A 26,789-nucleotide genomic window follows, 5' to 3' on the forward strand; every position below is an offset into this window, starting at 1 on the left:
GGTTAACTAACTCCGGTATTCACAATAAAGCCATTTAACTGCATGGCGCTGGCTAATTGATTTTTTAATTTCATTACATCCAGTTTACGAGGGGAATGTCCTACATACACTTTATAAATGGCGCCATTTCGACTTGCGATCTTTACAAAATTAGCTTTATAGCCTTTGGTTTGCAAACGTTTAACCAATGATTGTGCATTTGTTATTTGTGAAAACGATGCTAATTGAAGTGCGTAAACATCCTTTTTAGTTGCAGGAATGTATTTTGCTTTGGCAGCAGAAGCAACTTTCGTCGATTTTGGAACGGTTTTGTTCCTTGAAGCAACTACAGGGGCTTGATTCCTGGGTTTTACTGCTGCTGCAGCTACAGTCTGCTTCACCACTGTTTGTTTCGTTATCGTTTGTTTTGCAGTAGATTTAGCAGCCTGGTTCAATGCAAGTTGAACTGGCTCTGATTTTAAATCTGGCTCAATTTTCGCAACAGCAGCGGCCTTATTCGTATTAACCAAATCTGATTTAATGGGTTCTGCCCGAACCAACTCAGATAACTGATTCTCTTCGGACACCGCCGGGATTTTAACTTTAGCTACCTTGATTGTTTTGAATACGTCTTGTTCATTCGTTGAAACCACATCAGGCACTAATGGCTTTGGTGGTAATTTAATATTAACGCTGTAATTATTTTCAAGGTTTTGGCTGGATTTTTTCAGAACAGCAGGTGCGAATATAGCTCCTAATGAAATAATAACGGCCAAACCAATCAAACGATGTTTCAGTTTCTCATCCATTACCAGTTTCATTGTATCTCCTTCTGCTCCAAAATGTTATGTTGGGCAGCCATTACCTGACTAACCGTAAAAAATGACCCGTAAACAACAATTAAGTCTCCAGCTTCTGCCTGATTTAAAGCCTGCTCAAAGGCAAGAAGTGGTGTATTATAGCAAACATCCACAATTATTTCCGCACCTTTAAATTGCGCCAGAAGCAAATCGGGGCTGGCAGCGCGTTTGTTATCTAATTGTGCAGGATACCATCGATCAACACAATCCCTTAGAGGAAAAATTAACCCAAAAATATCTTTATCCTTCAAAGCGGAGAATACTGCATGCACCCTGGTATTGGTATTCAGTTGCTTCATTCTATCTGCCAGAAGCCGTGCAGACTGAGGATTATGCGATACATCATATAAAATACGGACACTACCCCTTTGTTGTAGCTGTAATCTACCGGGTAGAAATACAGTCTTCATTGCAGTTCGAAAATGTTCATGTGAAACAGGAAGATTGTCTTCCAGCAATAAACAGGCACTAATCGCAGCAGATGCAGATTTTAATTGTATATAGGGTATAGGCAGATCACTAATCGTACTCCCCTCAAAATTCAGGCTCCAATTAGACTCATGACGTTGAAATGAAAAATTTCTTGAGTACAAAAAAGTGGGTGAATCAAGATCATGAGCCACATTGAGAATACTTGCTGGAGGATTGTCATCCGCATAGACCAAAGGTTTTTCCGGTCGCAAAATACCGGCTTTTTCATATCCGATGGCGTCCAGAGTAGTGCCTAAAAACTCTTGATGATCATAATCAATGGTTGTTATAACCGCCAAATCTGCATCAAGGATATTAGTCGCATCCATTCGACCGCCTAATCCCACTTCAAGAATCAGAACATCCAGATTGTGACTTTTGAAATACCATAATGCAGCCAGGGTCGTCATTTCAAAATAAGTCAGGTTGACTTCACCACGCCCCTCTTCGATAGCACAAAAAGCATGACACAACTCATTATCCGGAATCGGCTTTAAATTGACTCGAATTCTTTCATTAAACTGAAGGAGATGAGGAGAGGTATATGCCCCTACTCTATACCCTGCGGTATGATAAATCGTTTCAAGAGCAGTTACTGTTGAACCCTTGCCATTAGTACCTGCTACAGTAATTATTGTACAGTCTGGGGCAAGCAGATTTAACTTTTTTGCTACTGCCTTGATACGAGTTAATCCCAGTTGGATTTCCTGAGTATGCCGGGACTCCAGATTGCTTAACCAGTGATTTAAATCCCACTCACTCAATGGATTGTGCAAAATAATTCCCCAAGCTTCTACCAGTCAGTTTGGCTACTAATTCTGAAATAGTTGAACGTAGATGTTTCCGTTCAACAATCATATCAATATGCCCATGCTCCAATAAAAACTCACTCCGTTGAAACCCTTCCGGCAATGTCTGTCTCACGGTCTGTTCAATAACTCTGGGGCCTGCAAAACCAATTAACGCATTAGGTTCGGCAATAATCACATCACCAAGACTGGCAAAGCTTGCAGAAACGCCCCCCATAGTTGGATCGGTCAATACAACAATAAAAGGTAATCCGGTTTCAGCGAATTTCGCCAATGCTGCCGACGTTTTAGCCATTTGCATTAAAGAGAACAAACCTTCCTGCATTCGAGCGCCACCGCTTGCAGTAAAACAGATATAAGGTCGTTTTTCCTGGGTAGCAATATTAATAGCCCGAACAAATTTTTCACCAACGGTTGCCCCCATTGAACCACCCATAAAATTGAATTCAAAGGAACTGACAACAACGGGTTGTTGAGACAAAGTTCCCTTAACGACAACAAGCGCTTCTTTTTCGCCCGTTGCCTTTTGAGCTTGTGAAATTCTGTCTTTATATTTTTTAGAATCCCTGAACTTTAATCTATCCTGTGGTTCAAGATTCGCCCCAATTTCTTCCTGACCCGCTTCATCTAAAAATTGAGAAATTCGTACACGCGCTGAAATACGGTGATGAAAACTGCATGATGGGCACACCATTAGATTTTTGGCCAGCTCAGTACTGTAAAGAACTTCATTACATCCCGAACATTTAACCCACAATCCTTCAGGAACCCCTTTTTTTTGTGAGGTTTCAGTACGTACCCTTGATGGTAATAGTTTTTTAAACCAGCTCATAAATTAGAACCTATATAGTGAATCGATTATTATTATACACAAAACAGAAGATATTCTTAACTAGGGTCTGTTGACAATTCAACTCCCCCTCCCTACGTGCCGCGCTTTATGCGCGGCATCCACTCATCCTGTATTAACATATTACAACACAAGACCCATAGTTCAACTGGATACCGCGCATAAAGCGCGGTACGTAGGCGATTTGGGTCAATTGTCAACACGCCCTAATCATGATTTCCATTCTTCTTTCAAGAATGAATCACAGATTCAGGGGGCATATAACATCAAGAAACAACCCCTTATTACATTCTATTAATATGCGGCATTTTCTCATTATTAATGATTTAAATCTACCCAAAGCATACCCTGTATAATTTTTAATTCACTGTGAACAAAATTGTAACATGCTCATTTTATTAAGCAATTTTTTGTATTTTTCAAAAAAATGTACTAAGCACGCTAAAGTTTTTCATCACTTTTCCGATAACAAAAGTGGGTACGGTAAATTCGCAATAAAAATAATGAATTTATCGAACAATAACCAAGGATTCAGGTCTGAGGAGACTAAAATCATGGCTCAAGTAATAAATACAAACGTAGCGTCGTTGACATCCCAACGGAATTTGGGAGTCTCAGCGAATGCAATGCAAACATCGATTCAGCGGTTATCATCCGGCTTTAGAATTAACAGTGCTAAAGATGATGCTGCCGGTTTGGCAATTTCTCAACGTATGACTGCCCAAATTCGCGGTATGAATCAGGCCGTTAGAAATGCTAATGATGGTATCTCTCTGGCTCAGGTAGCTGAAGGAGCAATGCAGGAAACAACGAACATTCTGCAACGTATGCGCGAATTGTCAGTACAGGCTGCAAACTCAACAAACAACTCATCTGACCGCTCATCAATTCAAAGTGAAGTATCACAATTGCAAAGTGAGTTAAACCGTATTTCTAATAACACAGAATTTAACGGACAAAGAATCCTGGATGGTTCATTTACCAATGCCAGTTTCCAGGTTGGCGCTAACGCAAACCAAACGATCAGTTTTAGTATCGGCAGTATTAAAGCATCATCTATAGGTGGTATTGCTACTGCAACGGGTAATGAAGTTTCTGCGGCAGCAGCTACTGACATTACTATTGCTCTGGGTGGTGGAGCCGCTACTACAATTAACTCATCCGCTGGCTTTGCAGGAGTACTTAACGGGCAAGACGGTACTTCCGCATATGCTAAAGCAGCTGCAATTAATGATGCAGGTGTTGCTGGATTATCTGTAACTGCCTCTACTTCAGGTACACAAACTGTTGGTGCTATAGGTGGTACTGCAGCGGATACCTATGACTTGACTCTTAATGGTGTTGCGGTATTCACTGGTCAGGACGTCGCTACAGCAATGACCAATACTACCCTTCGTGATGCAATTAATGGAGTCAGTGATCAGACAGGTGTGACAGCATCTCTGAATGGTGGTGACTTGACTTTAACCGCAGCTGATGGTCGTAACATTACTGTAACTGAAAGTGGTACTGGCTTTACTGCAGGTACAGACGGTTTAACAGTTACTGGCGGTGATTTCGATGGTGTATTGCGAGGAAAACTGTCTGTGAGCGCAACTGATACGATTAACATTGGCGGTACAGTTGCTACATTAGGTCTGAATGCTGCAATTGCTAAAGACGCTCTTGGAATCGACACTGTAGATGTTAGTACTGCTGCTGGTGCACAAACTGCTATTAAGCGTATTGACGCAGCATTGAACAGTGTTAACGCAAACCGCGCCAGTATGGGTGCTTTGCAAAACCGATTTGATTCTACTATTGCCAACCTGCAAAACGTATCAGATAACTTGTCTGCTGCTCGCAGCCGGATTCAAGATGCTGACTACGCTTCTGAAATGGCAAACTTAACCAAGAACCAAATCCTGCAACAAGCTGGTACAGCAATGCTGGCTCAAGCGAACAGCATGCCACAATCTGTTTTATCATTGTTAGGTCACTAGGATGTAACAATTGAGGTGTAGCTGTGGCTACACCTCAATTTGTTTATACCCCCAAAGCTATTTGGGTATAAAGGAGTATGAAATGAAAATCGAACCAACACCTTCGGTCAATCAAGTGACCCAGACTGAATCAATAAAAGACGCCGAAGAAGTCATTAAAATTGATCATCAAAGCTCTATAGATTCCGTCCTGGATGCTGAAACCAAGCAGACATTGGATGAGGCCACAGGATTGATTCAGACTATTGTTTCAGACAAACTATCGGATAAAATAATTCGTAAAATGCCATCTGATGAATACTTGCATTTATTAAGTTTGCTTGATGATATTATTAGTGGTTCTATAGATAAGCACGTTTAATAAATGGACCTGTTTGATGTGGCTGAATAATAAAAACAATAATTTAAATAAGGGAATATATGAGTTTATCATCACCAGGTGTGGGATCAGGGCTTGATGTAAAAACCTTAGTGGATGCATTAGTAAAAGCCGAAATTACCCCTGCGCAAACACGACATGACAGACAGTTAACTGATGTAAGTACGGAATTATCCGCTATCGGACAATTGAAAAGCAGTTTATCAAACCTTCAGTCCTCCTTGACCAAATTATCTGACTTAAGTCAGTTCTATAATATGAAATATTCAATGAGCGACCAGGATTATTTTTCAACGAATATAACACCGCAGGCGACTAAAGGATCGTATCAGATTGAAGTTCAAAAAATGGCTCAACAACAAAGCCTTGCCAGCAACTATTTAACGAATACGGGCAGTGGTACTCTGACGATTAACTTTGGTACTTATAATAACGATAAAACCGTATTTACTCCCAACGCAACAGCCACTCCCCTATCAGTTACTATTGCACCGGGCAGCGATAGCCTTATCGCTGTTCGGGATGCGATTAATAATGCCGGTACATCAGTTACAGCGAGCATAGTTCAGGACAATCTCGGATCCCGACTCACCTTGACTTCGTCAAAAACAGGTGAAAATTATGCCATGAAAATCAGTGGAGGAATTACTGCATTAAATTATGATCCTACAACGGGTGTCAATGCATTAACAGAAACTACAGGTGCTCAAAACAGTACAGTCAAAATTAATGGGTTAGTGCTTAACCAAAGCAGTAACCAGTTGCAGGATGCCATATCAGGTGTCACGCTCAACTTGAAAAAAGCTGAGATTGGAAAAATTATCACGTTAACGGTAGATGATAATAAGGATCAGTTAACCAGTTTAATGAATGATTTTATTAAACAATACAACGACAGCATGACCTTCCTGACCAATTTGACCGGATATAATTCTGGAACAAAACAAGCTGGTGTATTCCAGGGCGATCCGCAGTTTCGAAATCTGAAGCTTAATATCAACAGATGGGCAACCACCCCGATAACCAATGGAAGCAGCCCAATTAAATCGCTGGCTGATTTGGGAATTACCACCAATAAACAAGGTTTATTGGAACTCAACCAGGATAAATATAAAAAAGCCCTTGAAAACAATTATAAGGACATTGGATCCTTGTTTGCAAAAACAGCAACAGCAACCGATCCGAACATTCGCATCAAATCAGTTAATACAAAAGTAAAAGCCGGCTCTTATGATGTAGCCCTGACTGAATTCACACCCGGTGTCAGTATGTCAGGAACCATCGGCTCTCTTCCAGCTAATTCCGCAGATGGCGTCACTTTGAAAGGCACTGGCGAACTTAACGGATTATCAGTGAACATCCTGTCAGGTTCTACAGGAGCACGTGGTCAGGTAGTAGTAACCGATGGAATTGCAGTATTAATGAATTCGTTTTTAGACTCGTACATGAGTTCCAAAGGGGATTTGAATATTAGAGCGGAGCAATTAAATAACCAGGTGAAACAATTAGGAAAAGTTCAGGATGGAATCGATACCCGCAGTAACTCCATTCAAACCAGGTATTTAAAACAATTTACCGCTTTGGATGAATTACTCTCACGACTTCAAAATACCAGTGGCTTTTTGACCCAGCAATTAGCCAATTTACCGCAAATCAAAATAAAATGAGACTATACTTATGAAAAATCCATATACGCAAGTTTCAAATCAATATAAATCAATAGAACTACAAACTCGTATTGATACAGCATCCCCACATGAACTAATTGAGTTATTGCTGCAAGGGGCGCGATCACATATTGCCACTGCCCAGGGTAATATTCAAAGAAATCAGATTAAGGATAAAGGAGAACACATTGGGAAAGCGATCAGTATTGTAGAGGGTTTAAAATCAAGTTTAAACCAGGATCAAGGCGGTGAAATCGCAGTAAATCTGCTTAAAATATACGACTATATCCAACATATATTGTTAAAAGCCAATTTGAACAATGATGAAGATTTATTAGCTCAATCCAATATGTTACTCGCCGAAATCCACCAAGCCTGGCAAGCAATTAATTCAAGTACGGAATCCCCGGAAATCCCGAAATAAAATGCTTAATACTGTAAAGTAAATATACTTTTTGCCGCTATACAATATACGATGAATAAAGATTGAAATCATTATGAATAAAATTTTGATATCAATAGCCGCATTTATAGGATTCATGCTGAGTGTTCAAAACAGCTTTGCCTATGTTCGTTACGGTGAGACTTTATGCAATAAGCCGGATTATTTTTGTATGAAAATCAAAAATGGGGAAAGCTGGGAAGAATTGTTTCCCAATATTGAAGAAAGAGATATTGTCCGACGCATTAACCGTATGAACATCAGTTTAAAACAAGGAATGATAATTGCCATTCCGAAAAACATAGAACGTTTAACCATATATGATGTATCTCCCTTCCCCCGTTATATAGAATCTGATGGTGAAAAAACAATCTATGTTAGCCAAAAAAAACTGGCATGGGGAGCTTATGATGAAGACGGAGAATTGCTCTGGTGGGGACCAATTTCTTCAGGAATAGGAAGTTGTAAAGTTGCAGGAGGATGTGGTACACCAACAGGATCATTTCGAATTATTAGGAAACAGGATATAGATTGCGTATCTACGGTTTTCCCTCGAAGAGCTAATGGGGAAAGCGGAGGCGCATTAATGCCCTATTGCATGCACTTTTTTAGAGGATTTGCCTTACACGGCAGCTATGATGTTCCTGGCTATAGAGCAAGTCATGGTTGTGTTCGAATGTTCATTGAAGATGCTCGATGGCTCAACGAAGAGTTTATTGATTTACCTGGAGGAGGAATGAAAGGAACACGCGTTGTTCTTGATGCTCCAGATGATCCTAACGAACAATAAGTGCCCACATTCAACTTAATAGACAAATAATGTTCAAGCTGTTACTATTTTAATAAGTGATATTTACCTGCATATATGCTAACTTATAAAGTTGACTTTGTGATTAAAAAAACTGCACTTTTGACGGAGCGCAAGGGATCTCATAACCCCGTCGTTTATCGATTGTTTTCGGTCTGTAAATCTCGCAAAATCATATTACCTGGGTAAATCTGGAGAACAATAAAATAATGGCTCATTATAATACACAGTCAAAATCTATGCAGACCACTACCATCCAATTATTAATGCCCTGGATAGTATGGGGTTTAGGATGCATGTTTTATTTTTATGAGTGCCTGTTACAAGTTTCCCCCAGTGTCATGAGCAATGAATTAATGAGAGATTTCTCAGTCACCAGTCATACCTTAGGTATTTTATCAGGAATTTATTTTTACTCTTATGCCGCGATGCAATTACCTGGTGGTGTATTAATGGATTATTTTGGTCCTCATCGCCTTCTTACACTAGCTACTGTAGTCTGTGCATTAAGTACTATTGCTTTTGGGATGACCGATAATTTTTTTATGGCATGCATTGCTCGCTTAATGATTGGTTTTGGTTCTGCTTTCGCAGCTGTTGGTACAATGAAGTTAGCAGCAAACTGGTTCCCTGCACAAAAATTCGCATTATTAACAGGGCTGATGGTCACCATAGGAATGTTAGGAGCCATAGGTGGAGAAGCACCTCTTGCGCTGTTAATTGATAACTTTGGCTGGCGTCACAGCATGATTATCATGGGAACAATTGGATTACTCCTGGCTATTTTACTTATTTTAATCGCCAGAGATACACCCAAAAATTACACTCCTCCGGTTCACCAACATCCTGTTGAAGAAGAAGAGCGCTTATTACCCAGTTTATTTGCCTTGATCAAAAACAAACAACTTTGGCTGGTAGCTACTTATGGTGGTCTGATGTACATGGCTACTCCAGTATTTTGCGGTCTTTGGGGCGTTCCATTCCTGATGAACAAAATGTTAATTGCCAAATCTACCGCTGCCAATTATATCTCACTGGTATTTATCGGCTGGGCTATTGCAAGTCCACTATGGGGTATATTTTCTAACCGCATCGGTCTGCGAAAACCTCCTATGTATATCGGCTGTGTGGGAGCATTAATCTGCTCAAGCCTCTTTATTTTTGCTCCTGTCAGCTCATCAACCGTTATGGAGTTACTGCTCTTTACTTTTGGTATTTTTTCTGCTGGCTTTCTGCCTGCATTCTCTGTGGCAAAAGAATTATGTAACAAAAAATACGTTGCGACAGGTCTCAGCTTTATGAATATGATGAATATGGTGGGAATTGCTCTGGTGCAACCACTGATAGGATACGTTCTTGATACAATGTGGCAAGGTGAAATGAACGGTACAGTTCGACTTTACCCGCTTGTAGCTTATCACACGGCTTTGGCAATTCTGCCTTTGGGTATGATCATAGCGTTACTTATTTTACCAAAAATTAAAGAAACCTATTGCCAAAGTGTACATTAATGAAATAATACGGCGTTTTAAAAGTAGAATGAATATGGCTAAAAAATTATATATTAAAACCAATGGTTGCCAAATGAATGAATACGATTCATCAAAAATGGCAGAAGTCTTAATGGAATCTCATGGTTTGGTTAAGACAGATCAAGTAGACGATGCGGATGTCATATTGCTGAATACCTGCTCTATCAGGGAAAAAGCACAAGAAAAAGTATTTTCTCAGTTAGGTCAATGGCGAGAATATAAAGCAAAAAATCCTCATGTCGTTATAGGTGTCGGAGGATGTGTTGCCAGTCAGGAAGGGGCTGATATTATCAAAAGAGCTCCCTTCGTTGATATTGTTTTTGGTCCTCAAACATTGCACAGACTCCCTGCTCTGCTTAACGAACGTCTTGAAAAAAACAAATCGGTTGTAGATATCAGCTTCCCTGAAATTGAAAAATTTGATCATCTACCTGCCCCTCGGGCTGAGGGTCCAACTGCATTTGTATCCATTATGGAAGGTTGCAGTAAATATTGCAGCTTCTGCGTGGTTCCATACACCCGTGGCGAAGAAATCAGCAGACCATTTGATGATGTGCTTGCCGAATGTTACCAGCTTGCGGCACAAGGCGTAAGAGAAATCAATTTACTGGGACAAAATGTAAATGATTATCGTGGTAAGATGGAACAAGGTGAAACCGCTGATCTGGCACTTTTAATACATTATATTGCTGCAATTGAGGGAATAGGCAGAATTCGGTTTACTACGTCTCATCCTTTAGCTTTTTCAGATAATCTAATCAATGCCTATGCTGAAGTTCCTGAACTTGCCAATCACTTGCATCTCCCCGTTCAAAGTGGATCCGATCGTATATTAGGATTAATGAAACGCGGTTATACAGCATTGGAATTTAAATCTAAAATCAGAAAATTACGCAAAGTTCGTCCTGATATCCGATTATCAACCGATATAATCGTAGGTTTTCCGGGTGAAACTGATAAAGATTTCCAGGACACTATGGATTTGGTTCATGAAATTGGATTTGATACTTCATTCAGTTTCATTTACAGCCCAAGACCGGGTACACCGGCTGCAAATTTGCCCGATGACACCCCTCTGGACGTTAAAAAGCAACGTTTGCAAATACTGCAAAACCGATTGCTCATGAATGCTGCTCGATACAGTCAATCCATGATAGGCACTACCCAAAGAATTTTGGTTACCGGATTTTCTAAAAAAGATAATAATCAGTTGGCCGGTCGTACTGAATGCAATCGTGTAGTAAATTTCGAAGGACCGGAACATCTCATTGGTCAATTTGTTGCACTACAGATTACTGATGCCTTGCCTAACTCGTTAAGAGGACGCCTAACTGAAGTCGAGATGCAACCAGCCTGATGATAGAACACATACAAAAACACATTAAAGTTCCTCGCGAGTATCACAGTCAACGTATCGACAGCGTACTCGCTCAATTGTTGCCAGATTATTCACGCTCTCAAATCAGCAACTGGATCAAATCGGGCGCTGTAACTTTAAATGAAAAACCCTGCAAACCCAAAGATAAAGCTCTGGATGGTGATTTGATCGAAATTCATGTTGATTTGAACACAATTGATACTGATTTTACTCATTGCGAACCGGAAGATATTCCGCTTGATATCATTTATGAAGATGAGGACGTTCTGGTTCTAAATAAACCTGCAGGTTTAGTGGTCCATCCAGGAGCCGGTAATAAAGATCATACTCTCGTCAATGCATTGTTGCATCATGCGCCAGACCTTCAGCATTTGCCTCGAGCAGGAATTATCCACCGTCTGGATAAAGATACAACAGGATTATTAATCGTAGCTAAATCATTAACAGCACATACATCATTAATTCGTCAAATGCAGGCAAGAGATATAAGCCGTCAATACATCACTCTGGTATTGGGACATGTGATATCCGGAGGCACTATTGATACAGGTTTTGGCAGACACCCCAGAAACCGACTTAAAATGACAGTCACTGGACAAGGAAGACAGGCGATAACTCATTACACAGTCAAAAAACAATATAATGAGTTTACCCTACTGGATGTCAGTCTGATGACAGGAAGAACCCATCAAATCAGAGTTCACCTGGCTTATATCAATCATCCCGTGGTTGGAGACCAGCTTTATAATGGAAGAATGAGATTTCCATTAAATGCCAGCGATCAATTAAAAACAAGGCTTCAAAAATTTAAAAGACAAGCGCTTCATGCCTGCTCCATTACATTTTGTCATCCCAAAACAGAAGAAGAATTGACATTTAAAGCACCCATGCCTGATGATTTTAAATTATTGCTTGAAACCCTGGATGAGCATTATGAATACTAAATTAGCCAATTGGCCCGCCCCTTTAAATATTTCAGCCTTGAGTACAACTCGACTGTCAGGACATAGTTTACCGCCTTATAATGAAAACAATCTTGGATTTCATGTAGGTGATGATCCCAATCATGTCATGAAAAACAGACAACAGTTAAGAGAACAGCTCAAACTACCAGAAGAACCTGTCTGGTTGGAACAAACCCATAGCACAACGTGCATTATTCCGGAAAAAGACCTTAATCGATCTGCTGATGCGGCAATAACACGCTCTCCATTACATCCATTAGTCATTCTAACCGCAGATTGCCTTCCAATTACGTTGTGCAACATACAAGGTGATGAAATCGCCGCCATCCATGCTGGATGGAAAGGACTATTTAATGGTATTGTAGAAAATACCCTGGCTAAAATGAACAGCCATACTTCAGATGTACTGGCATGGATTGGACCAGCAATATGCCAAAATTGTTATGAAGTTGGAGAAGAAGTATATCAATCCTTTACTGAGAAGTATCCTTTAAGTCATGTGGCATTTAAATCCACTGGCAGCAAATGGTTAGCAAATTTACCCAAAATTGCTAAGTTAATCCTTAATTTACATGGAGTAACGGCAGTTTATCAGTCGGATTTATGTACTTTTGAATTAAAAAATGACTTCTATTCCTATCGTAGACAGTCACAAACAGGTAGAATAGGTACCTTTATCTGGTTTAACGATCAACCTCGGGATGAATAAAATGATAAAACACCTAAAATTATTAGTAAGCACCTTACTCTTGTTAACAGTCTCGTTAGCTGTAAAAGCCGATGAGACTGCTGTTCCTAATTTGGCACCAGTATTAAAGAATATAATGCCAGCAATTGTTAATGTAGCAGTTCAAGGATATTTACCCAATGACGCATCGAATTCAGGGTCTGGCGGAGATGAAGAAGTCGCTCCAGACAACAGACGTCAGTCACGAGTACCGGACAAAGGCCGCAAATTTGAAAGCATTGGTTCTGGAGTAATCCTCGATCCCAAGTCAGGCATCATTGTGACAAATGACCATGTAATCCGTAATGCAAATTTGATTACTGTAACCCTGCAGGATGGCAGAAGATTGAAAGCTCGCTTGATTGGTGGAGATAGTGAAACTGATCTGGCCGTTCTAAAAATTGACGCAAAAAATTTGAAATCGTTAGTCATTGGCGATTCTGATAACTTGCAAGTTGGTGATTTCGTAGTTGCAATCGGCAACCCCTTTGGATTAAATAGTTTTGGTAACAGCCAATCAGCTACTTTTGGTATTGTCAGCGCATTAAAACGCAGTGATCTGAATATTGAAGGTGTAGAAAACTTTATTCAGACCGATGCAGCCATTAATCCTGGCAATTCTGGCGGTGCTCTGGTTAACACTAAAGGCGAGTTAATAGGTATCAATACAGCCATCATTTCTCCTTACGGCGGTAATATCGGAATAGGATTCGCTATTCCTATTAATATGGTCAAGGATGTTACCCAACAAATTATTAAATTTGGCTCTATCCATAGAGGATTGATGGGCATCTTTGTACAACACTTAACACCTGAATTAGCTCAATCCATGGGCTATCCCGAAGATTTTCAAGGTGCTCTGGTATCGCAGGTCAATGAAAATTCTCCAGCCGAAATTGCCGGATTAAAAGCAGGTGACATCATTGTTCAAATCAATGATACGAAAATTACTCAAGCGACCCAGGTTAAAACAACCATCAGTTTATTACGAGTAGGATCTACTGCAAAAATCATGATTGTACGTGATAATAAGCCTCTTACTTTAAACGCTGAAGTTACTGATATCAAAAAACATGAGCAGAAACTGCAGTCCAATAATCCATTCCTTTATGGACTGGCTCTGCGTAATTTCGAACAGGAATCACCACCGCACGGTAATGTTATTGGAGTACAGGTAGTAGGTGCATCTGAAAGCAGTGCTGGATGGCGCGCAGGTTTACGCCCAGGGGATATCATTATCTCTGCCAATAAAACTCCTATTAAAGATGTAAAAACGTTACAGTCCATTGCTCAAGATAAAAAACAGCAATTGTTAGTTCAGGTATTACGCGGTCCAGGAGCGTTATTCCTGTTAATTGTATAGTCCCTTATATTCATTGCGCGGACATCAAACTTCCTTTATTTGATGTCCGCGCATTTTATCCTTCCAAGATGTTCATCATGTCCCTGATAGTTTATTAGCAGCAAAAATAACTTTTACGTTCTCCTGAAAACACAGCCGAATCTTCCGCACATCTTCAATAAACCAGTCCAGCTCTGCTCTCTGACGTTCTGTAGAAATTCCTCAAGAAGTAATCAGTGATATGATCAAGTGACAGCACCTCGTTCAGGATGACGTTTTTGAAATTAGAAAATTAAGAACTATGTTTTACCAGACTGTGTTGAGAATTCATCAAATGTATCCCAATGTAGAGCGACTTGTTCATAAACGTTCGACAAGCAAGTGTGACTAATGGCAGAACTATTAGTTATTTTTTTCTGCCACAGATCCAACACCGGCAGCAAGATCATATTCATGATGTTATTTTACAGATGGGGATGAAGTTAAATAAGTAGATTTTAATGGCAGTTATTTCATCCATTATTTTTATCAATGGTAACTTGCCAAATAATCGAACATAGGTTGTGTTTCGCTTCTTTACTATTCTTAATGGTATTAATTTCAAGAAATAAGCAGACTTCTCCTCCCCTAAACAGTAAAGCTTTTTTGTTGGCTTTAGAGAAAGACTATGAATTAGAAACTCTTTGGATTTATTGCGCTCTTTCTCCAGTTTTTGGTATACCTTTTTATAATCGATGGGGGTAGAAAAAGAGTGTTGAGAGATATCAATTACATTATTGTAAAATCGATTATGATCAATTCCTAACACGTTAAATAAACTTTCTATACGGTGATTACCACCTACTTCTCTCTGAATACAAAAAAATTGTTTTTTAAAAATAATCGCAAAAACACAACCATGAAATGAATCAGTGATTAAATAATCGCAATTTTTTATATAATCCAACCACTTTGAAACTGAATTATATTGTTCAAACTTATCCTTTAACACGTTGATAAAGGTATATTTAGATTTAAGAAAGGCCAATAGTTCATTTTGACGTATTGCCTTATCTTGCTCACTATCGAGTAACATATATGCAATATACTTTGTAGTTCTATTTGTTGTCTCAAACAGTTCTTCATCAATAATTATTTCGTAATCTTCCGCATCCAATAATAAGGTTGGGTCCAAAACATGCTCTGCATTAACGTTAAATAAGTCTTTGCAAATATCAACCCCTGCTTTTTCTCTAACCGAAATTGCGTCAAATCGTGATAATAGTGCTTGTATTTTCATTTGTTCAACATAAGTACACTCATAGTAACTCTTGGCAAAACTAGCTGCATAAGAAAGTAATGTTTTATTTCCGAAAACCCAATTAAACATATATTTATAATTATCATGCCATCGCCAAACTTGATCGCTACCTGCAATAAATATGTCAAAGTGCTTATTCAGCTCTCTTAAATCGTTCTCATTTTTACAAAGAAAAGTTCTTACAAGGTATTTATTTCTAAAATTCTCAAAAGGGCAATTAATCAAATGAGTTCTAAACTTGTTAGGAATATAATTAATTATCTCAGGTTGGTACCCTAGCTTTTTTAATAGAGTAGAAAGAGCATAAGGAACCATAACAGCGCCAAAATTATAATTGGTAAAATGAAAATTCATAATTCCGACTTTTAATTTTGGCATCATATGATCCTGTCCTTATCGATGATACAACGAGCACTATGCGTTTACTGTTCCAAACAGATCACCGTGAAGATAAATCCTTTTAAAACCCAAGAGTTTTACCCTCTTGTTCTTGAAGTAATTCTTTTAAATTCATAACTTTACATTTTATTCTGAAGAGTATTTGAATTCAATTCTTCAGAGTAATTTAAATATAGAATTAGTTAAAGAACATTAGGGTGTACAATTTTTATAAGACAGTGATCATTGCGAAAGTGGGATCCATCCTAAAAATTAGCACGGTGCCACATTGTTGCATGGATCCCCCGCTTGCGCGAAGATTAGGGATAAAAAGTGAAGATAGTTCAGCATCAAGCCGTGGGACAGTGAGACCAGAGTGGTCAAGGCAGTCTGTTAAAATAAAAATTGTTCGGAAGTCTTATCAAATAAGTTAATAACTGATCAATACTGTATTTCGGTTGCGTCTAAAACCGGCTATGATCCATTCACCTACCCCCAAACAACTAATGGTTCATTATTAAGATATTGACGATCGTGGCTCGCTTCGGTTCTCTAATGTTTGATCATCATCAATTTCACTTTTGTTGGATTCGCTCGAATCGACTACCTCTAAAACTTGATGCACTTCGGTATTCGTATCGGTCCATAATTTTGCAGGTGTGTCCCGTAAAATATCAGCTGGGGTTTGAATTTCCCTATTGGGTACATCCGGAGCAGATGAGAGCAAACGGGATGCGGAACTACCATGTAGTTGTGAGGATTCAGTTGTATTTTGTTCAGCCGAATCAACATCAGCATTGGCATTCAGTTGTTCCTTTTCTTTTAATTGATTGACTAACAATTTCGTGATACCCATCGAAATAATTGCTCTAAATCCAGAGGCAACCAAAGCAGAAATTGCATCAATGATGTCATAAGTTGTCTTTTCTACCCAATCTGCAGCTGTCAGAGCTATGGTACCCACAGCAGCGCCCAATACAATGGCTGAACCTAACCCTACTGCTGCTGCCAACCCTGCCGGGGGAAATATAATAAATAATACGGTTGCTATAACCGCGCTGCCTAACAAAGCAAGCCCTAAGGGTGCACTCCAATGAAACAATGATTTTTGATTTTTTTTAAGAACTGGATCGTGATCAGTCTCTTGCTTGTGCTTTAGTAACTCTTCCATTTGAGATTTTACTTCTGATGGCTTTATGAGTTCATCGTCAATTACCGGTGTAAACTGCCGCAATTCAGCCAACATTCCTTTCTTCTGTTGCTTGTACTTTAATGCCGCCCCATGCATAAACTCAAACATTCTCAAATTGGTTTCTATATCATGTTGCGTTCTTCTATATACAAATTTTGCCTCAGGCAAACCTTTTGCGCCAATTTCAGGATGAAATTGAGTTGTTATTATTGGCACCCCGTTTATGTTTTCTATTGCTTCGTTTGATTGGTTATCACTCGCAATAGCTGACTCGATAAATCCTTTAGGTAATCTGGAAATTATTTGACTGTGCGCGCCAAAAAAATTACCTTCATAATGTGTTGATGAAACATCATCAAGGTGATTTTTCCCACCAAATATCTGGGCTGCCATTGTGTCTTTATTGATTCTGATCGCATCATAATTCATATAGCATTGTTTATCTAACTGCGTTGAATTTAAATCTGCAATTTCCCCACCGCCATAGACAGCAATAACCTGATGTCCTCCGCAGACACCCAATATAGGCATACCTTTTTGAATGGCAACATGGACTAATGCGAGTTCTGCTACAGTGCGAGAAAAATCATAAGGTTGCCCTTCTTGACGCTCTTTATTAAATAATTCAGGATCAATCATGGCGTTGTTACCGGATAATGCCAAACAATCAACATCTTCAAGTATTTCAGCTGCTCTGGCTTTAGCATGTGCAAAAAGTAGTTGTCGCCCCTGAGGATCTTTATACAGCTGTTGAAATTTCTCTTCAGGGATGTCTTCCAACATCATTCTGAAATCAGCATCCACAACGGTAGAACCAACGTGTTTAAATGCTTTTTTTAAAGAAACTACACTGCTTCCACCAACAATAGGACTAAAAGTGACCGCAACTTTAGGCATAAACGATTCCATCAATTCAAGAATTATTGCTTTTATTATAACCTACCAGTATTAAATAAACCTTAAGTGACTTTCAAAAAACCATTCACCGATTCGTGTTAATTTTGAAACGTATCGAGTATTACAATGCTCTTGTATTTTTTTCATTTGGGTAACCCAGCTGAACGTTAAAAGACAATATAATTCAGGTAACAATTCCCTTCCTGACAAAATCAAAAAAAATATAAAAAAAAGGACTAACAGACTTGACATCACATCGTGAAAAAGACAAAATCACGCCTCTTGTGGCTATGTAGCTCAGCCGGTTAGAGCGCGGCACTCATAATGCTGAGGTCGGTGGTTCGAGTCCACCCATAGCCACCATTTCCCTTCTTTATAAAATTCCTTAAGTTAGTTATCAAAAAAGCTATTGTAAGCAATCAAATTTAGTTATTATGTTAATATCCATGACTTTACGGTTTTTAAATGCGCTCTTTAGTAATTTTACTTTTAGCCTTGATGTGGTCTTCTTTGATTCATGCTAATGATGTTAATATTTCCACCATCACCAAGAATGGCTCTACCATTTTTTATCTACAGGCTGGTGCTTTTAATTTAAAGAAAGATGCGGAACTGCGGCAACAGGAACTTTCAAAACTAACAGAACAAAAAATCGAGATCAAAAACCTTGCCGATAAACATCTGTACCTTGTTCAAATAGGTCCAATTGACGATTACCATACTGCCAGAGAACTCAAAAACACGTTATCTCAAAAACCTGACACGCAACAAAATAGTGCGAACTCAAAACAAACCTCATCTCTTGATGTAAGTGAGGTGCCAAAAAATCTGGATAAATCACAAACACTTCACGCATCCAGTAAACTATGGAATTTGAGAAATGCAGATATACGTGCAGTCATAGCCGAAGTATCACGTGTTACAGGTAAAAACTTTGTAATTGATCCCAGAGTACAAGGAAAGATATCAATTATCTCTTCCACCCCACTATCGAATCGTGAATTGTACCAAGTATTTCTGTCTGTACTTCAGGTTTCAGGATATGCAGCCATCCCTAACGGAGAAATTGTTAAAATCATACCGAATATTGATGCCAAAACCCAATCGCCAGATCTGTTGAATGGGATGAGAGCTGCTCCCAGAGGGGATGACATGATGGTTTCTGTTGTTCCAGTTCATTATGTTCCAGCCGAACAGCTTGTCCCCGTATTACGTCCCCTGATGCCGCAATGGAGCAGTGTTTCTGCTTACGCGCCCTCGAACATGCTTATCCTTTCCGGACGGGCAAATAACATTAAAAGTCTAACGGATATTATCAAACAAGTTGACAGCTCCTCATCAAACGGCATCGACATGGTGCCCTTAAGACATGCTCTTGCTATGGATGTTGCCAATACTCTGAAAGACTTGGTTAAGACACAACCCAGTATAGGTAGTAGAACGCAAATTACCATTGCTGCTGATGACCGATCTAACTCAATTTTAGTTAGCGGTAATAAAACCGATAGAATCAGGCTGCGAATGTTAATCTTGAAATTGGATAGAGAAAGCTCGGAAGGAATTAATTCCAACACTCAGGTTGTTTATCTGAATTACCTGAGAGCAGAGGATTTAGTTCCCATACTCGCAGGGATTGCCCAAGCTAATTTTAGCGGCAATGTAGGCACAACTATTGGCACCATTACTCGCCCTGCATTGGACAGCACCAATCCAGCGTCAAATCTGGTCAGCCTTAGTGGAGCAGATGGTCAGAGTTCATCGCAACCCATGTCAGCCCCACCAGGATTGAACGCATCCCAGGCAACTGGCAATACCACTTCTGCAAATACCCAAAATGAAGGCTCTACCAAGCCAACAGTACAAATTATCGGTGAGCCCAATACCAACTCCATCATTATAAATGCCCCTTCTTCAATTATTCGCATACTAAAAAATGTAATTTCCCAATTGGACATCAAACCTGCCCAGTTACTGATCGAGGCTTTGGTTGCAGAAGTTGATCAAAATGATGTTAATAATTTAGGTATCGAATGGGGATCTGATCTGCAAACAGGAGATCCTAAAAAATTCAGACCTGGCTTTGCAATTATTAACAGCAAAACACGAACGGATGATTTCCAGGCTCAAATTTATGCTTTGGCTCGAGAACAAAAAGCAAATATTTTATCAACGCCCTCTGTTGTTGTATTGGATAACCGTCAAGCTAAAATTCTCGTAGGTAAGCAGGTATCCGTAGCTTCAACCACACAGCCGAGTAACGCAGGCGGTTCGACTAATGGAGGTACTCCTTTCACTACCTTTGATCGCGTGAATGTGGCATTACACCTCTATGTAAGACCACAAATAACTCGTGGTCAGGGAATTCAGATGCAAATTGACCAGGGTAATGACACCTTAGATCCTGCAAGTACTACAGAAAGTACACTTAACCCTACTTTTAAAATCAGCAGCATCGTGACCTCCGTTCACGTTGAAAGTGGTGATATTGTTGTATTAGGCGGTTTAACTCAAGACAGTTTGGGAAATGACAATAACCGCATACCCATCCTTGGCGACATACCCGGATTAGGTAAACTATTTCAGCACAACATTCGAAATAGAGACAAACGAGTTCTGATGGTCTTTATCAAACCGATTATACTTCGTAATGAACGAGATAATTTAGAGGTAACAGGCGCTAAATATAATGATGTACGTCAATACCAATTAGACTGGATACGTTCGCAGGAAGAGTACGAACAAGTCAATAACCAGACTTTATTACCACCGTTAACGCAAGGAAGTTTGCCCGTACCCTTTAGTGGTCCGCCTAAAAATTTATCACAAATGACCAAGTAAACTATGGACAAAGACGAAAAATCACTAAATCTTCCCTATAGTTTTGCTAAAAACAACGGTGTTGTGGTGAGCGAAATTAAAAATGGGGCTGCACTAGTATATCACCTGCCCTCTACTTCGTTACAGGCTCTGGTTGAAGTAAAACGCATACTCCAATGTGAGCTGGATTTAAAACCAATAGATGAATCTGCTTTTCAACAGCATCTGGCTCATATCTACCAATCCAAATCATCCATACTGGATGCTGCAGAAGGTATGGAAGATGATATGGATCTTTCCATGCTGGCCAGCCAGCTTCCCGTAAGTGAAGACTTGTTAGAAAACCAGGATGATGCCCCAATTATTCGTTTACTTAACGCTTTGTTTACCCAGGCTATAAAACAAAAAGCGTCCGATATCCACATCGAAACTTATGAAGACAGAGTCCTCGTACGCAATCGAATTGATGGAGTGCTTCAAGAAGTTCTAGAAATACAACGTGCTATTGCACCTTTGGTTATTTCACGGGTAAAAGTTATGGCAAAACTGGATATCGCTGAAAAACGTATACCCCAAGATGGCCGTATTTCTCTTCGAATTGGCGGTCACAATATCGACGTCAGGGTTTCCACCCTCCCTTCAAACCATGGTGAACGAGTGGTTCTAAGAATATTGGACAAACAAGCCGCACAGTTGGATTTAAACTTGCTAGGAATGCCCAAATCGACCCTGTTTGCTATGCGAAAAATGATCGCTGAACCACACGGCATCATTTTAGTAACGGGCCCAACTGGTTCGGGTAAAACAACTTCTTTATACGCCATGCTTACTGAGCTGAATCAGGTCACCCGAAATATTCTTACAATTGAAGATCCAATAGAATATGATTTGGCAGGCATCGGACAGACTCAGGTAAATACCAAAGTACAAATGACTTTTGCTAAAGGTTTAAGAGCCATACTACGACAAGATCCCGATGTTGTAATGATTGGGGAGATACGGGATCTGGAAACAGCAGAAATTGCTGTTCAGGCAAGTCTGACCGGGCATCTGGTATTATCAACCCTGCATACCAACAGTGCTTTGGGAGCATTGACCCGTCTTCGTGATATGGGAGTCGAGTCATTTCTAATGTCTTCCAGTATCGTCGGTTTGATTGCACAACGACTTGTAAGAAAGCTCTGCTCTCACTGCAAAACTCCTCATCAATTACGCGATGATGAAAAAGAACTGATGGGGCTTGCTCCTGATGCAGATGTTTCTCAGGTCTATGAACCTAAGGGCTGTGAATTATGCAATAATCTGGGATACAGAGGCAGAACAGGTATTTACGAGTTAATAACCATTGATGAAACATTAAGAGGGATGATTCATCGCCATGAAAACATGCAAACCTTGGAAAGTTATCTAAGACCCACAACTCCAAGTATTCGAGATGATGGGTTTAAACGTGTACTCTGTGGTGATACGTCACTTGCAGAAATCCTTCGTGTTACCAGTCAAAATTAAACAAGTACCTGATTTAATTTATATTTAATTTTTTTTCATTTAAGAATGTTCCTGTCGCACTTTTTAACTTTATACTGATAATGAAGTGAGTCATTTTCTTTTTATTATTTATATAACAGGGCAGCTAAACTAATAATGCAGTCCTCCCCAATACCATATACTTAGATCTGAAGGAGCAAAATGAGACATACTACAACACATTGCATAAGGTACATGATTGACAATAATCAGGGCAAGGCGCACAATATTGCCTCAGTATTTAAGCGAGTACATCATGGCTAACTCCTATTTGCAAATCTGGTTACAAAGACAAATCGCTGCAGGCACCTTTCCCGCAGATCGAGAGGACTGGTACATAAGTAAAGGGTACGGTACTTCTGAATCAACATTGGATGAGCGATTCATACTCTTTGAACAATCATTACATCAAGCAGACTCCCCATATTATCAAACATTTCAAGATATCGCTCTTGAACGTCGTGAAGTAGAGGTAACTCTGGCAAACCAAATGACGTGTCGAACTGAAGTGATCTCATTTCATAACCAAAACAGCGATTTAATGCCAATTAGTAATGGTGCAGGGAAACACATCCTGTATTTCACGGGTATAGCTTCTTTATACCAAAACTGTTTTGGGGATATCACTGAAGCGGTGCGCAGAACAGAAGCCAGCTATTATGCTTTTGAATATCCAGGAATGCGCTCTTTAGGTGGAGAAGTTCTCGAAGTTAATGATTTGGTTAATACTGGGATAGCAGTGACTAATGATCTGCTTAGAAAGGGAATTTCTATTGACGACATAATTTTTCAAGGCGATTCCTTTGGGGCAGCTATTGCAAATAAAGTAAGTGATCAATTTAAACAGCAATCTGGCGTTGAAATACGATGTATTATGAATAATACCTTTTCAACATTTCAGGCAGCGGTACAAAATGTATTAAACCAAACCGCATGGCAAAAACCATTGAAACCTGCAGTGAGACCCGCACTTCGATATCTTGGCTGGGATATCCGCCCAGGAGATCTCTATGGCAAAGATACTCCTTACCGAATTCATGTAAACCACATTGGCGATCTGACTCTTGGGCATGCGACTCTGGCTGAATTAGTTGAATCCAATTCTCAAATCCAGGATTTTGTCGATCCCTGCCCTGAAGATTATCGCGAGATAAGAGACTCATATAATAATTTGCACTGGGCTTCATTGAGTGCGTATGGAGATCAATATCTGGCTACGAAATACGGTAGAAATAGCGATGGACTGGTCGATACGCATTTGGCAGACTTGAGTATTCTCGTCTATGAAAATGGTCAGGGCGTATATACTACACTGGTTTGTAAATATCTGAGTGACAGCAATAAATACGTTATGGAACATCCTCAATCACTGTCATTGGAACATTTACCACAACCTCTTCAGTCAGAAGCGGTATCACTATGTACATTGATGCTGCCGACACTCCCATCACTGCCTTCAATGCCCAATCTGTTCCGATTCTTCAAACGTCCAGTTAGTGATGAGAATGAAGAATTATTACCTCAAGCTCAATTAACCAGAAATGAGCCAAAATAAACAGAGCACTGGATTGGCCCATTTGAACTAATTGTTCGATGGGCCACTACTGCACGGGATCGAATCCGTCATTACTTTATCCATTGCTCGTTCCGGCAACTTAATCCCCGAATAAATCAAAACATCACCTTTGTCATGAATAGCTGGGATTTTCTTCAATATCCCCTTTTCTTTTGTAATCCAAACACCTGTATCGTATTTTGCTAGTACATCCTGCACTGCACAATCTCGGCATCGAATGAATCATTTGATTAGGCTTTTTTGCACCTCAATCAGCCTAACCAAATTCTATAGTTCTACCTTGGGTAATTTCATAGAGTACCGAATTAACTTTAAATTGACCATCAGAATTAAACCCATTAGCCAAAGTCATATACAATAGATCGTCCATAGTAAAGACATGTGCACTGACTCCACCATAAGTAGGAATATTCTGTATTACGCTGAATTTCCCATCGGTCCATTGATACAATTGGGACTGTACATCAGTCTTGTATTTAAGACCCTGAGCTATTCTATAATTTACTCTCATGAGGTAATGATGTTCATTTAAGAAAAAATAAGCAAAATTACGGCTGCCAGGCCCTTGCAAATTCTGGAATCGAATAAATTGTTTACCATTCCACTGATAAATCAGTGAATCAGTTTTTATATTGGCAAAAGCAAGATAATGCCTGTCTTTTATACTAAAAAACTCAAAAGCACGAGCTCCTGCTCCCTTGAACTGCTGATGCTTTATAAATTGTGATCCATCCCAACGATATAAAACTGCTCCATCAAAATGGTCGGCAAAGGCAAGATATGGGGTTCTGTCTATGTTAAAAAATTTAAAGGACTCGCCCCGTAATGATGGAATAGTTTGAAAAGGACGAAACTGCTTCCCATCCCACTCATAGATTATTGAAGGGGTATTGTTCGCGATTGACTTATCATCCGTATGACCACTACCGTTGGCAAATGCCAGAAAATGACGTGTACCTATAGTAAAATAATAGGATTGTCTAGCCGCATAAGTTAAAAACTGCTGGACTGGATAGAAATAATGCCCATCCCAACGATACAGCATTGAATAGGTTAAATGATTCAACGGCGGTTTAGGTCCTGAATTCAGACTGGCAACTGCAATGTATGAGTCTTCCCCAATACTAAAAAAGGTAGCGCCCGCATTACCGTGACTGGGTATATGTTGATATTCGCTAAATTGTTCGCCTTGCTTTTTATAAATGATGACATCAACATCAGCATCACCACTATCAAGTGTTGACGGAGTGCCGGGTATATCTTTCGCCAGCTGAGCAGCTGCAATGTAATACTCGCCATGAAGGTTAAAGGGTGTAAGTTCTCTGGCACCAGTAGTATTAAAATACTGTACTGGATTTAATAATTGCTCCGATAATCCGGGGATCGAGAAGCCGAGCATGAAGAAATAAACTAATTTTCTTACTAAATTCATATATCTTCCCTACTCCTGTTCTTAATAAATCTTTACAGTTTAACAATATAAATTCTATTGACCCGATCATCTTAATTTCGCGATACTTTAAAAATCAATACATCATAAATGGACTTAAATGAAAAATAATAACTCAGCATTTAGTTTAATATTCTTATGTTTATCATTAGTTACCCCAGTTAATTTCGCTGCTGAAGCCACAACTTATACTACCCCGATTCAATTCATGAATCTATATTTTGATTTTACAGGATCTGGAGAAGTTGATTTTCCCAAAAATAAAATGACTATTGGAGACTATTTAATTCAGTCTGAAAAAGCAAAGAATCAAAATACTCCTTATAACGGTCCCTTGGTAATGTTTCTGGATTCATCCATCTACATATACGATCAAAATAGAAAGCTGCTATATTCCAAATTATTACGTACCAACAGGTCTTCTGGCTTTTTTGAAATGACGGCTGTATCTCATATTGGTCCGGCTCTTTCCTACCTCGCTAAAATAAAAGAAAATGGCGATCCTTCCTGGAAGTCTGCTATGGCGGGACTTTTAGAGGATATCAGACAGGTCAGAACCTTAAATGCACAGACTACTGACAATTGGCTGGATAAAGCCAATATTAAATCCTGGCAACCTCATAAACAACAAATTCAAGCCATGGTAGATTATGCGATGTCTATGGCAGGAAATTATATCATTTCGGTGCAAAATGGTGCCCCTTTTGATTTGTACTCGTTACAACAGAATTTTTTAAATGGTAATAAGGACTACCCCATTCCCTATAATTCCGTGATGATTGCGACTTTTATGTTAACTGCCATACAAAGTATGACTGAAGTTCATGATGGCTTGGTTCATTTACATCTGGACTGGCCACATGCCATGGTTATTGTTCGCAATGTAGCCGGATCAAATGTTTCAGCCGGCCTCACTACGGGAACGAACTGGATGGTTCCCTTTGTCCATGCACTATCCAATAATCAAATTCCCGCTGATAGAATACTAATTGCTCCTTATGCTCAAATCAAAGATGATACAGGAGAAGATCCCCTTCCTGTAGCTTCATACCAATATTATACTGAAGCTGTATGGGGAAGTATTTATAATCGAAGTAAAATTGCTCAATCCGTTTTTACGCAATTGGAGACTATTTATATGCCGGGACGGCCAGCCATACCCGGAGATTATAACTACAGCAAAGCATCGGATATAACCGATTTTATGGTTCGTCTGAAATACTCCCTGCTTGATCCAAGAGAAATGCTCTCTAATACTGTCGGATTCTGGATGGCTGGGGAAATGCAAAATAAAAACTGGGATAGTACTAAAATTGAGATACCAGGCTTAACTACAGGCTTTCCTACTGGAATAACAGAATACCCAAAACAAAACCCCGATATTTCCAATCAGGCAAAAGCTGAATTATTAAATCAGGACATTAACTGGCATTTGTAGTCAACGATCCTGATAAGGCTATA

Annotated in this window: 20 protein-coding genes and 1 tRNA gene; 15 read left to right on the top strand and 6 right to left on the bottom strand. The window is 39.5% G+C overall.

From position 1 onward, the window contains the following. Window positions 1–2: 2 nt before the first annotated feature. From Lqua_RS15725 to accD, 3 genes are read right to left on the bottom strand one after another with little or no spacing between them, the layout of a single operon-like run. The gene (locus Lqua_RS15725; RefSeq protein ID WP_058475239.1) at window positions 3–800 is read right to left on the bottom strand and encodes an SPOR domain-containing protein; all 798 of its coding nucleotides are present in this window, start codon (window positions 798–800) and stop codon (window positions 3–5) included. Beyond that, the gene (gene folC, locus Lqua_RS15730; protein WP_172459535.1) at window positions 797–2,086 is read right to left on the bottom strand and encodes a bifunctional tetrahydrofolate synthase/dihydrofolate synthase; all 1,290 of its coding nucleotides are present in this window, start codon (window positions 2,084–2,086) and stop codon (window positions 797–799) included. The genes Lqua_RS15725 and folC overlap by 4 nt, the downstream gene beginning before the upstream one ends. After that, window positions 2,067–2,951: an acetyl-CoA carboxylase, carboxyltransferase subunit beta gene (gene accD / locus Lqua_RS15735; protein ID WP_058475240.1), complete on the bottom strand. Its 885-nt coding sequence runs from the start codon at window positions 2,949–2,951 to the stop codon at window positions 2,067–2,069. The genes folC and accD overlap by 20 nt, the downstream gene beginning before the upstream one ends. Before the next feature lie 572 nt (window positions 2,952–3,523). Here accD and Lqua_RS15740 point away from each other — a divergent pair. The 10 genes from Lqua_RS15740 to Lqua_RS15785 all read left to right on the top strand — a co-directional run bounded on the left by Lqua_RS15740 (window position 3,524) and on the right by Lqua_RS15785 (window position 14,212). After that, window positions 3,524–4,951: a flagellin N-terminal helical domain-containing protein gene (locus Lqua_RS15740; RefSeq protein ID WP_058475241.1), complete on the top strand. Its 1,428-nt coding sequence runs from the start codon at window positions 3,524–3,526 to the stop codon at window positions 4,949–4,951. Between the two features lie 82 nt (window positions 4,952–5,033). Next, a complete protein-coding gene (locus Lqua_RS15745; protein ID WP_058475242.1) occupies window positions 5,034–5,312 on the top strand; it encodes a hypothetical protein in 279 nt (92 codons plus the stop codon). A 59-nt stretch (window positions 5,313–5,371) separates the two neighbouring features. Beyond that, window positions 5,372–6,997: a flagellar filament capping protein FliD gene (gene fliD, locus Lqua_RS15750; RefSeq protein WP_058475243.1), complete on the top strand. Its 1,626-nt coding sequence runs from the start codon at window positions 5,372–5,374 to the stop codon at window positions 6,995–6,997. 10 nt (window positions 6,998–7,007) lie between these two features. Beyond that, window positions 7,008–7,421, top strand: a complete 414-nt coding sequence (fliS, locus tag Lqua_RS15755) for a flagellar export chaperone FliS (protein ID WP_058475244.1) — start codon at window positions 7,008–7,010, stop codon at window positions 7,419–7,421. 73 nt (window positions 7,422–7,494) lie between these two features. Continuing rightward, window positions 7,495–8,229 carry a L,D-transpeptidase gene (locus Lqua_RS15760; RefSeq protein WP_058475245.1) on the top strand — a complete coding sequence of 245 codons (735 nt, stop codon included), beginning with the start codon at window positions 7,495–7,497 and terminating at the stop codon, window positions 8,227–8,229. A 227-nt stretch (window positions 8,230–8,456) separates the two neighbouring features. Next, window positions 8,457–9,758, top strand: coding sequence for an MFS transporter (locus Lqua_RS15765; RefSeq protein WP_058475246.1), 1,302 nt, complete (start codon window positions 8,457–8,459; stop codon window positions 9,756–9,758). 34 nt (window positions 9,759–9,792) lie between these two features. Continuing rightward, window positions 9,793–11,136 (top strand): tRNA (N6-isopentenyl adenosine(37)-C2)-methylthiotransferase MiaB, encoded by a 1,344-nt coding sequence (gene miaB, locus Lqua_RS15770; protein ID WP_083501378.1) that lies wholly within the window; start codon window positions 9,793–9,795, stop codon window positions 11,134–11,136. Further along, complete coding sequence (gene rluD, locus Lqua_RS15775) at window positions 11,136–12,101, top strand: 23S rRNA pseudouridine(1911/1915/1917) synthase RluD (protein ID WP_058475248.1); 966 nt, start codon at window positions 11,136–11,138, stop codon at window positions 12,099–12,101. Before miaB ends, rluD begins: the two co-directional genes overlap by 1 nt. Further along, entirely contained in the window at window positions 12,091–12,831 is a 741-nt protein-coding gene (gene pgeF / locus Lqua_RS15780) for a peptidoglycan editing factor PgeF (protein ID WP_058475249.1), read from the top strand. Before rluD ends, pgeF begins: the two co-directional genes overlap by 11 nt. Window position 12,832: 1 nt before the next feature. Next, entirely contained in the window at window positions 12,833–14,212 is a 1,380-nt protein-coding gene (locus Lqua_RS15785) for a Do family serine endopeptidase (RefSeq protein WP_058475250.1), read from the top strand. 430 nt (window positions 14,213–14,642) lie between these two features. Here Lqua_RS15785 and Lqua_RS15790 read toward each other — a convergent pair whose 3' ends face one another. Further along, entirely contained in the window at window positions 14,643–15,872 is a 1,230-nt protein-coding gene (locus tag Lqua_RS15790; RefSeq protein WP_083501370.1) for a polysaccharide pyruvyl transferase family protein, read from the bottom strand. Between the two features lie 514 nt (window positions 15,873–16,386). Then, window positions 16,387–17,958: a gamma-glutamyl-gamma-aminobutyrate hydrolase family protein gene (locus Lqua_RS15795; protein WP_058475252.1), complete on the bottom strand. Its 1,572-nt coding sequence runs from the start codon at window positions 17,956–17,958 to the stop codon at window positions 16,387–16,389. Window positions 17,959–18,244: 286 nt separating this feature from the next. Here Lqua_RS15795 and Lqua_RS15800 point away from each other — a divergent pair. From Lqua_RS15800 to sdbB, 4 genes are all read left to right on the top strand, one after another. Beyond that, a tRNA-Met gene (locus Lqua_RS15800) sits at window positions 18,245–18,321 on the top strand. A 102-nt stretch (window positions 18,322–18,423) separates the two neighbouring features. Further along, a complete protein-coding gene (gene lspD / locus Lqua_RS15805) occupies window positions 18,424–20,796 on the top strand; it encodes a GspD family T2SS secretin variant LspD (protein ID WP_058475253.1) in 2,373 nt (790 codons plus the stop codon). 3 nt (window positions 20,797–20,799) lie between these two features. Then, window positions 20,800–22,284 carry a GspE family T2SS ATPase variant LspE gene (lspE, locus tag Lqua_RS15810; RefSeq protein ID WP_058475254.1) on the top strand — a complete coding sequence of 495 codons (1,485 nt, stop codon included), beginning with the start codon at window positions 20,800–20,802 and terminating at the stop codon, window positions 22,282–22,284. A gap of 274 nt (window positions 22,285–22,558) precedes the next feature. After that, complete coding sequence (gene sdbB / locus Lqua_RS15815) at window positions 22,559–23,857, top strand: Dot/Icm T4SS effector alpha/beta hydrolase (RefSeq protein WP_058475255.1); 1,299 nt, start codon at window positions 22,559–22,561, stop codon at window positions 23,855–23,857. A 277-nt stretch (window positions 23,858–24,134) separates the two neighbouring features. Here sdbB and Lqua_RS15825 read toward each other — a convergent pair whose 3' ends face one another. Next, window positions 24,135–25,310: a hypothetical protein gene (locus Lqua_RS15825; protein ID WP_065240193.1), complete on the bottom strand. Its 1,176-nt coding sequence runs from the start codon at window positions 25,308–25,310 to the stop codon at window positions 24,135–24,137. 118 nt (window positions 25,311–25,428) lie between these two features. Here Lqua_RS15825 and Lqua_RS15830 point away from each other — a divergent pair, with 118 nt between their 5' ends. Beyond that, the gene (locus Lqua_RS15830; RefSeq protein ID WP_058475257.1) at window positions 25,429–26,766 is read left to right on the top strand and encodes a DUF5624 domain-containing protein; all 1,338 of its coding nucleotides are present in this window, start codon (window positions 25,429–25,431) and stop codon (window positions 26,764–26,766) included. Window positions 26,767–26,789: the final 23 nt, after the last annotated feature.

The sequence above is a fragment of the Legionella quateirensis genome (assembly GCF_001467955.1).
Lineage (GTDB): Bacteria > Pseudomonadota > Gammaproteobacteria > Legionellales > Legionellaceae > Legionella > Legionella quateirensis.

Excerpts from the sequence above, each read along its gene's own strand:
- Lqua_RS15725 (WP_058475239.1), bottom strand. The coding sequence starts at position 800 with ATGAAACTGGTAATGGATGAGAAACTGAAACATCGTTTGATTGGTTTG.
- accD (WP_058475240.1), bottom strand. The coding sequence starts at position 2,951 with ATGAGCTGGTTTAAAAAACTATTACCATCAAGGGTACGTACTGAAACC.
- Lqua_RS15740 (WP_058475241.1), top strand. The coding sequence starts at position 3,524 with ATGGCTCAAGTAATAAATACAAACGTAGCGTCGTTGACATCCCAACGG.
- Lqua_RS15745 (WP_058475242.1), top strand. The coding sequence starts at position 5,034 with ATGAAAATCGAACCAACACCTTCGGTCAATCAAGTGACCCAGACTGAA.
- fliD (WP_058475243.1), top strand. The coding sequence starts at position 5,372 with ATGAGTTTATCATCACCAGGTGTGGGATCAGGGCTTGATGTAAAAACC.
- fliS (WP_058475244.1), top strand. The coding sequence starts at position 7,008 with ATGAAAAATCCATATACGCAAGTTTCAAATCAATATAAATCAATAGAA.
- Lqua_RS15760 (WP_058475245.1), top strand. The coding sequence starts at position 7,495 with ATGAATAAAATTTTGATATCAATAGCCGCATTTATAGGATTCATGCTG.
- Lqua_RS15765 (WP_058475246.1), top strand. The coding sequence starts at position 8,457 with ATGGCTCATTATAATACACAGTCAAAATCTATGCAGACCACTACCATC.
- miaB (WP_083501378.1), top strand. The coding sequence starts at position 9,793 with ATGGCTAAAAAATTATATATTAAAACCAATGGTTGCCAAATGAATGAA.
- rluD (WP_058475248.1), top strand. The coding sequence starts at position 11,136 with ATGATAGAACACATACAAAAACACATTAAAGTTCCTCGCGAGTATCAC.
- pgeF (WP_058475249.1), top strand. The coding sequence starts at position 12,091 with ATGAATACTAAATTAGCCAATTGGCCCGCCCCTTTAAATATTTCAGCC.
- Lqua_RS15785 (WP_058475250.1), top strand. The coding sequence starts at position 12,833 with ATGATAAAACACCTAAAATTATTAGTAAGCACCTTACTCTTGTTAACA.
- Lqua_RS15790 (WP_083501370.1), bottom strand. The coding sequence starts at position 15,872 with ATGATGCCAAAATTAAAAGTCGGAATTATGAATTTTCATTTTACCAAT.
- Lqua_RS15795 (WP_058475252.1), bottom strand. The coding sequence starts at position 17,958 with ATGCCTAAAGTTGCGGTCACTTTTAGTCCTATTGTTGGTGGAAGCAGT.
- lspD (WP_058475253.1), top strand. The coding sequence starts at position 18,424 with ATGCGCTCTTTAGTAATTTTACTTTTAGCCTTGATGTGGTCTTCTTTG.
- lspE (WP_058475254.1), top strand. The coding sequence starts at position 20,800 with ATGGACAAAGACGAAAAATCACTAAATCTTCCCTATAGTTTTGCTAAA.
- sdbB (WP_058475255.1), top strand. The coding sequence starts at position 22,559 with ATGGCTAACTCCTATTTGCAAATCTGGTTACAAAGACAAATCGCTGCA.
- Lqua_RS15825 (WP_065240193.1), bottom strand. The coding sequence starts at position 25,310 with ATGAATTTAGTAAGAAAATTAGTTTATTTCTTCATGCTCGGCTTCTCG.
- Lqua_RS15830 (WP_058475257.1), top strand. The coding sequence starts at position 25,429 with ATGAAAAATAATAACTCAGCATTTAGTTTAATATTCTTATGTTTATCA.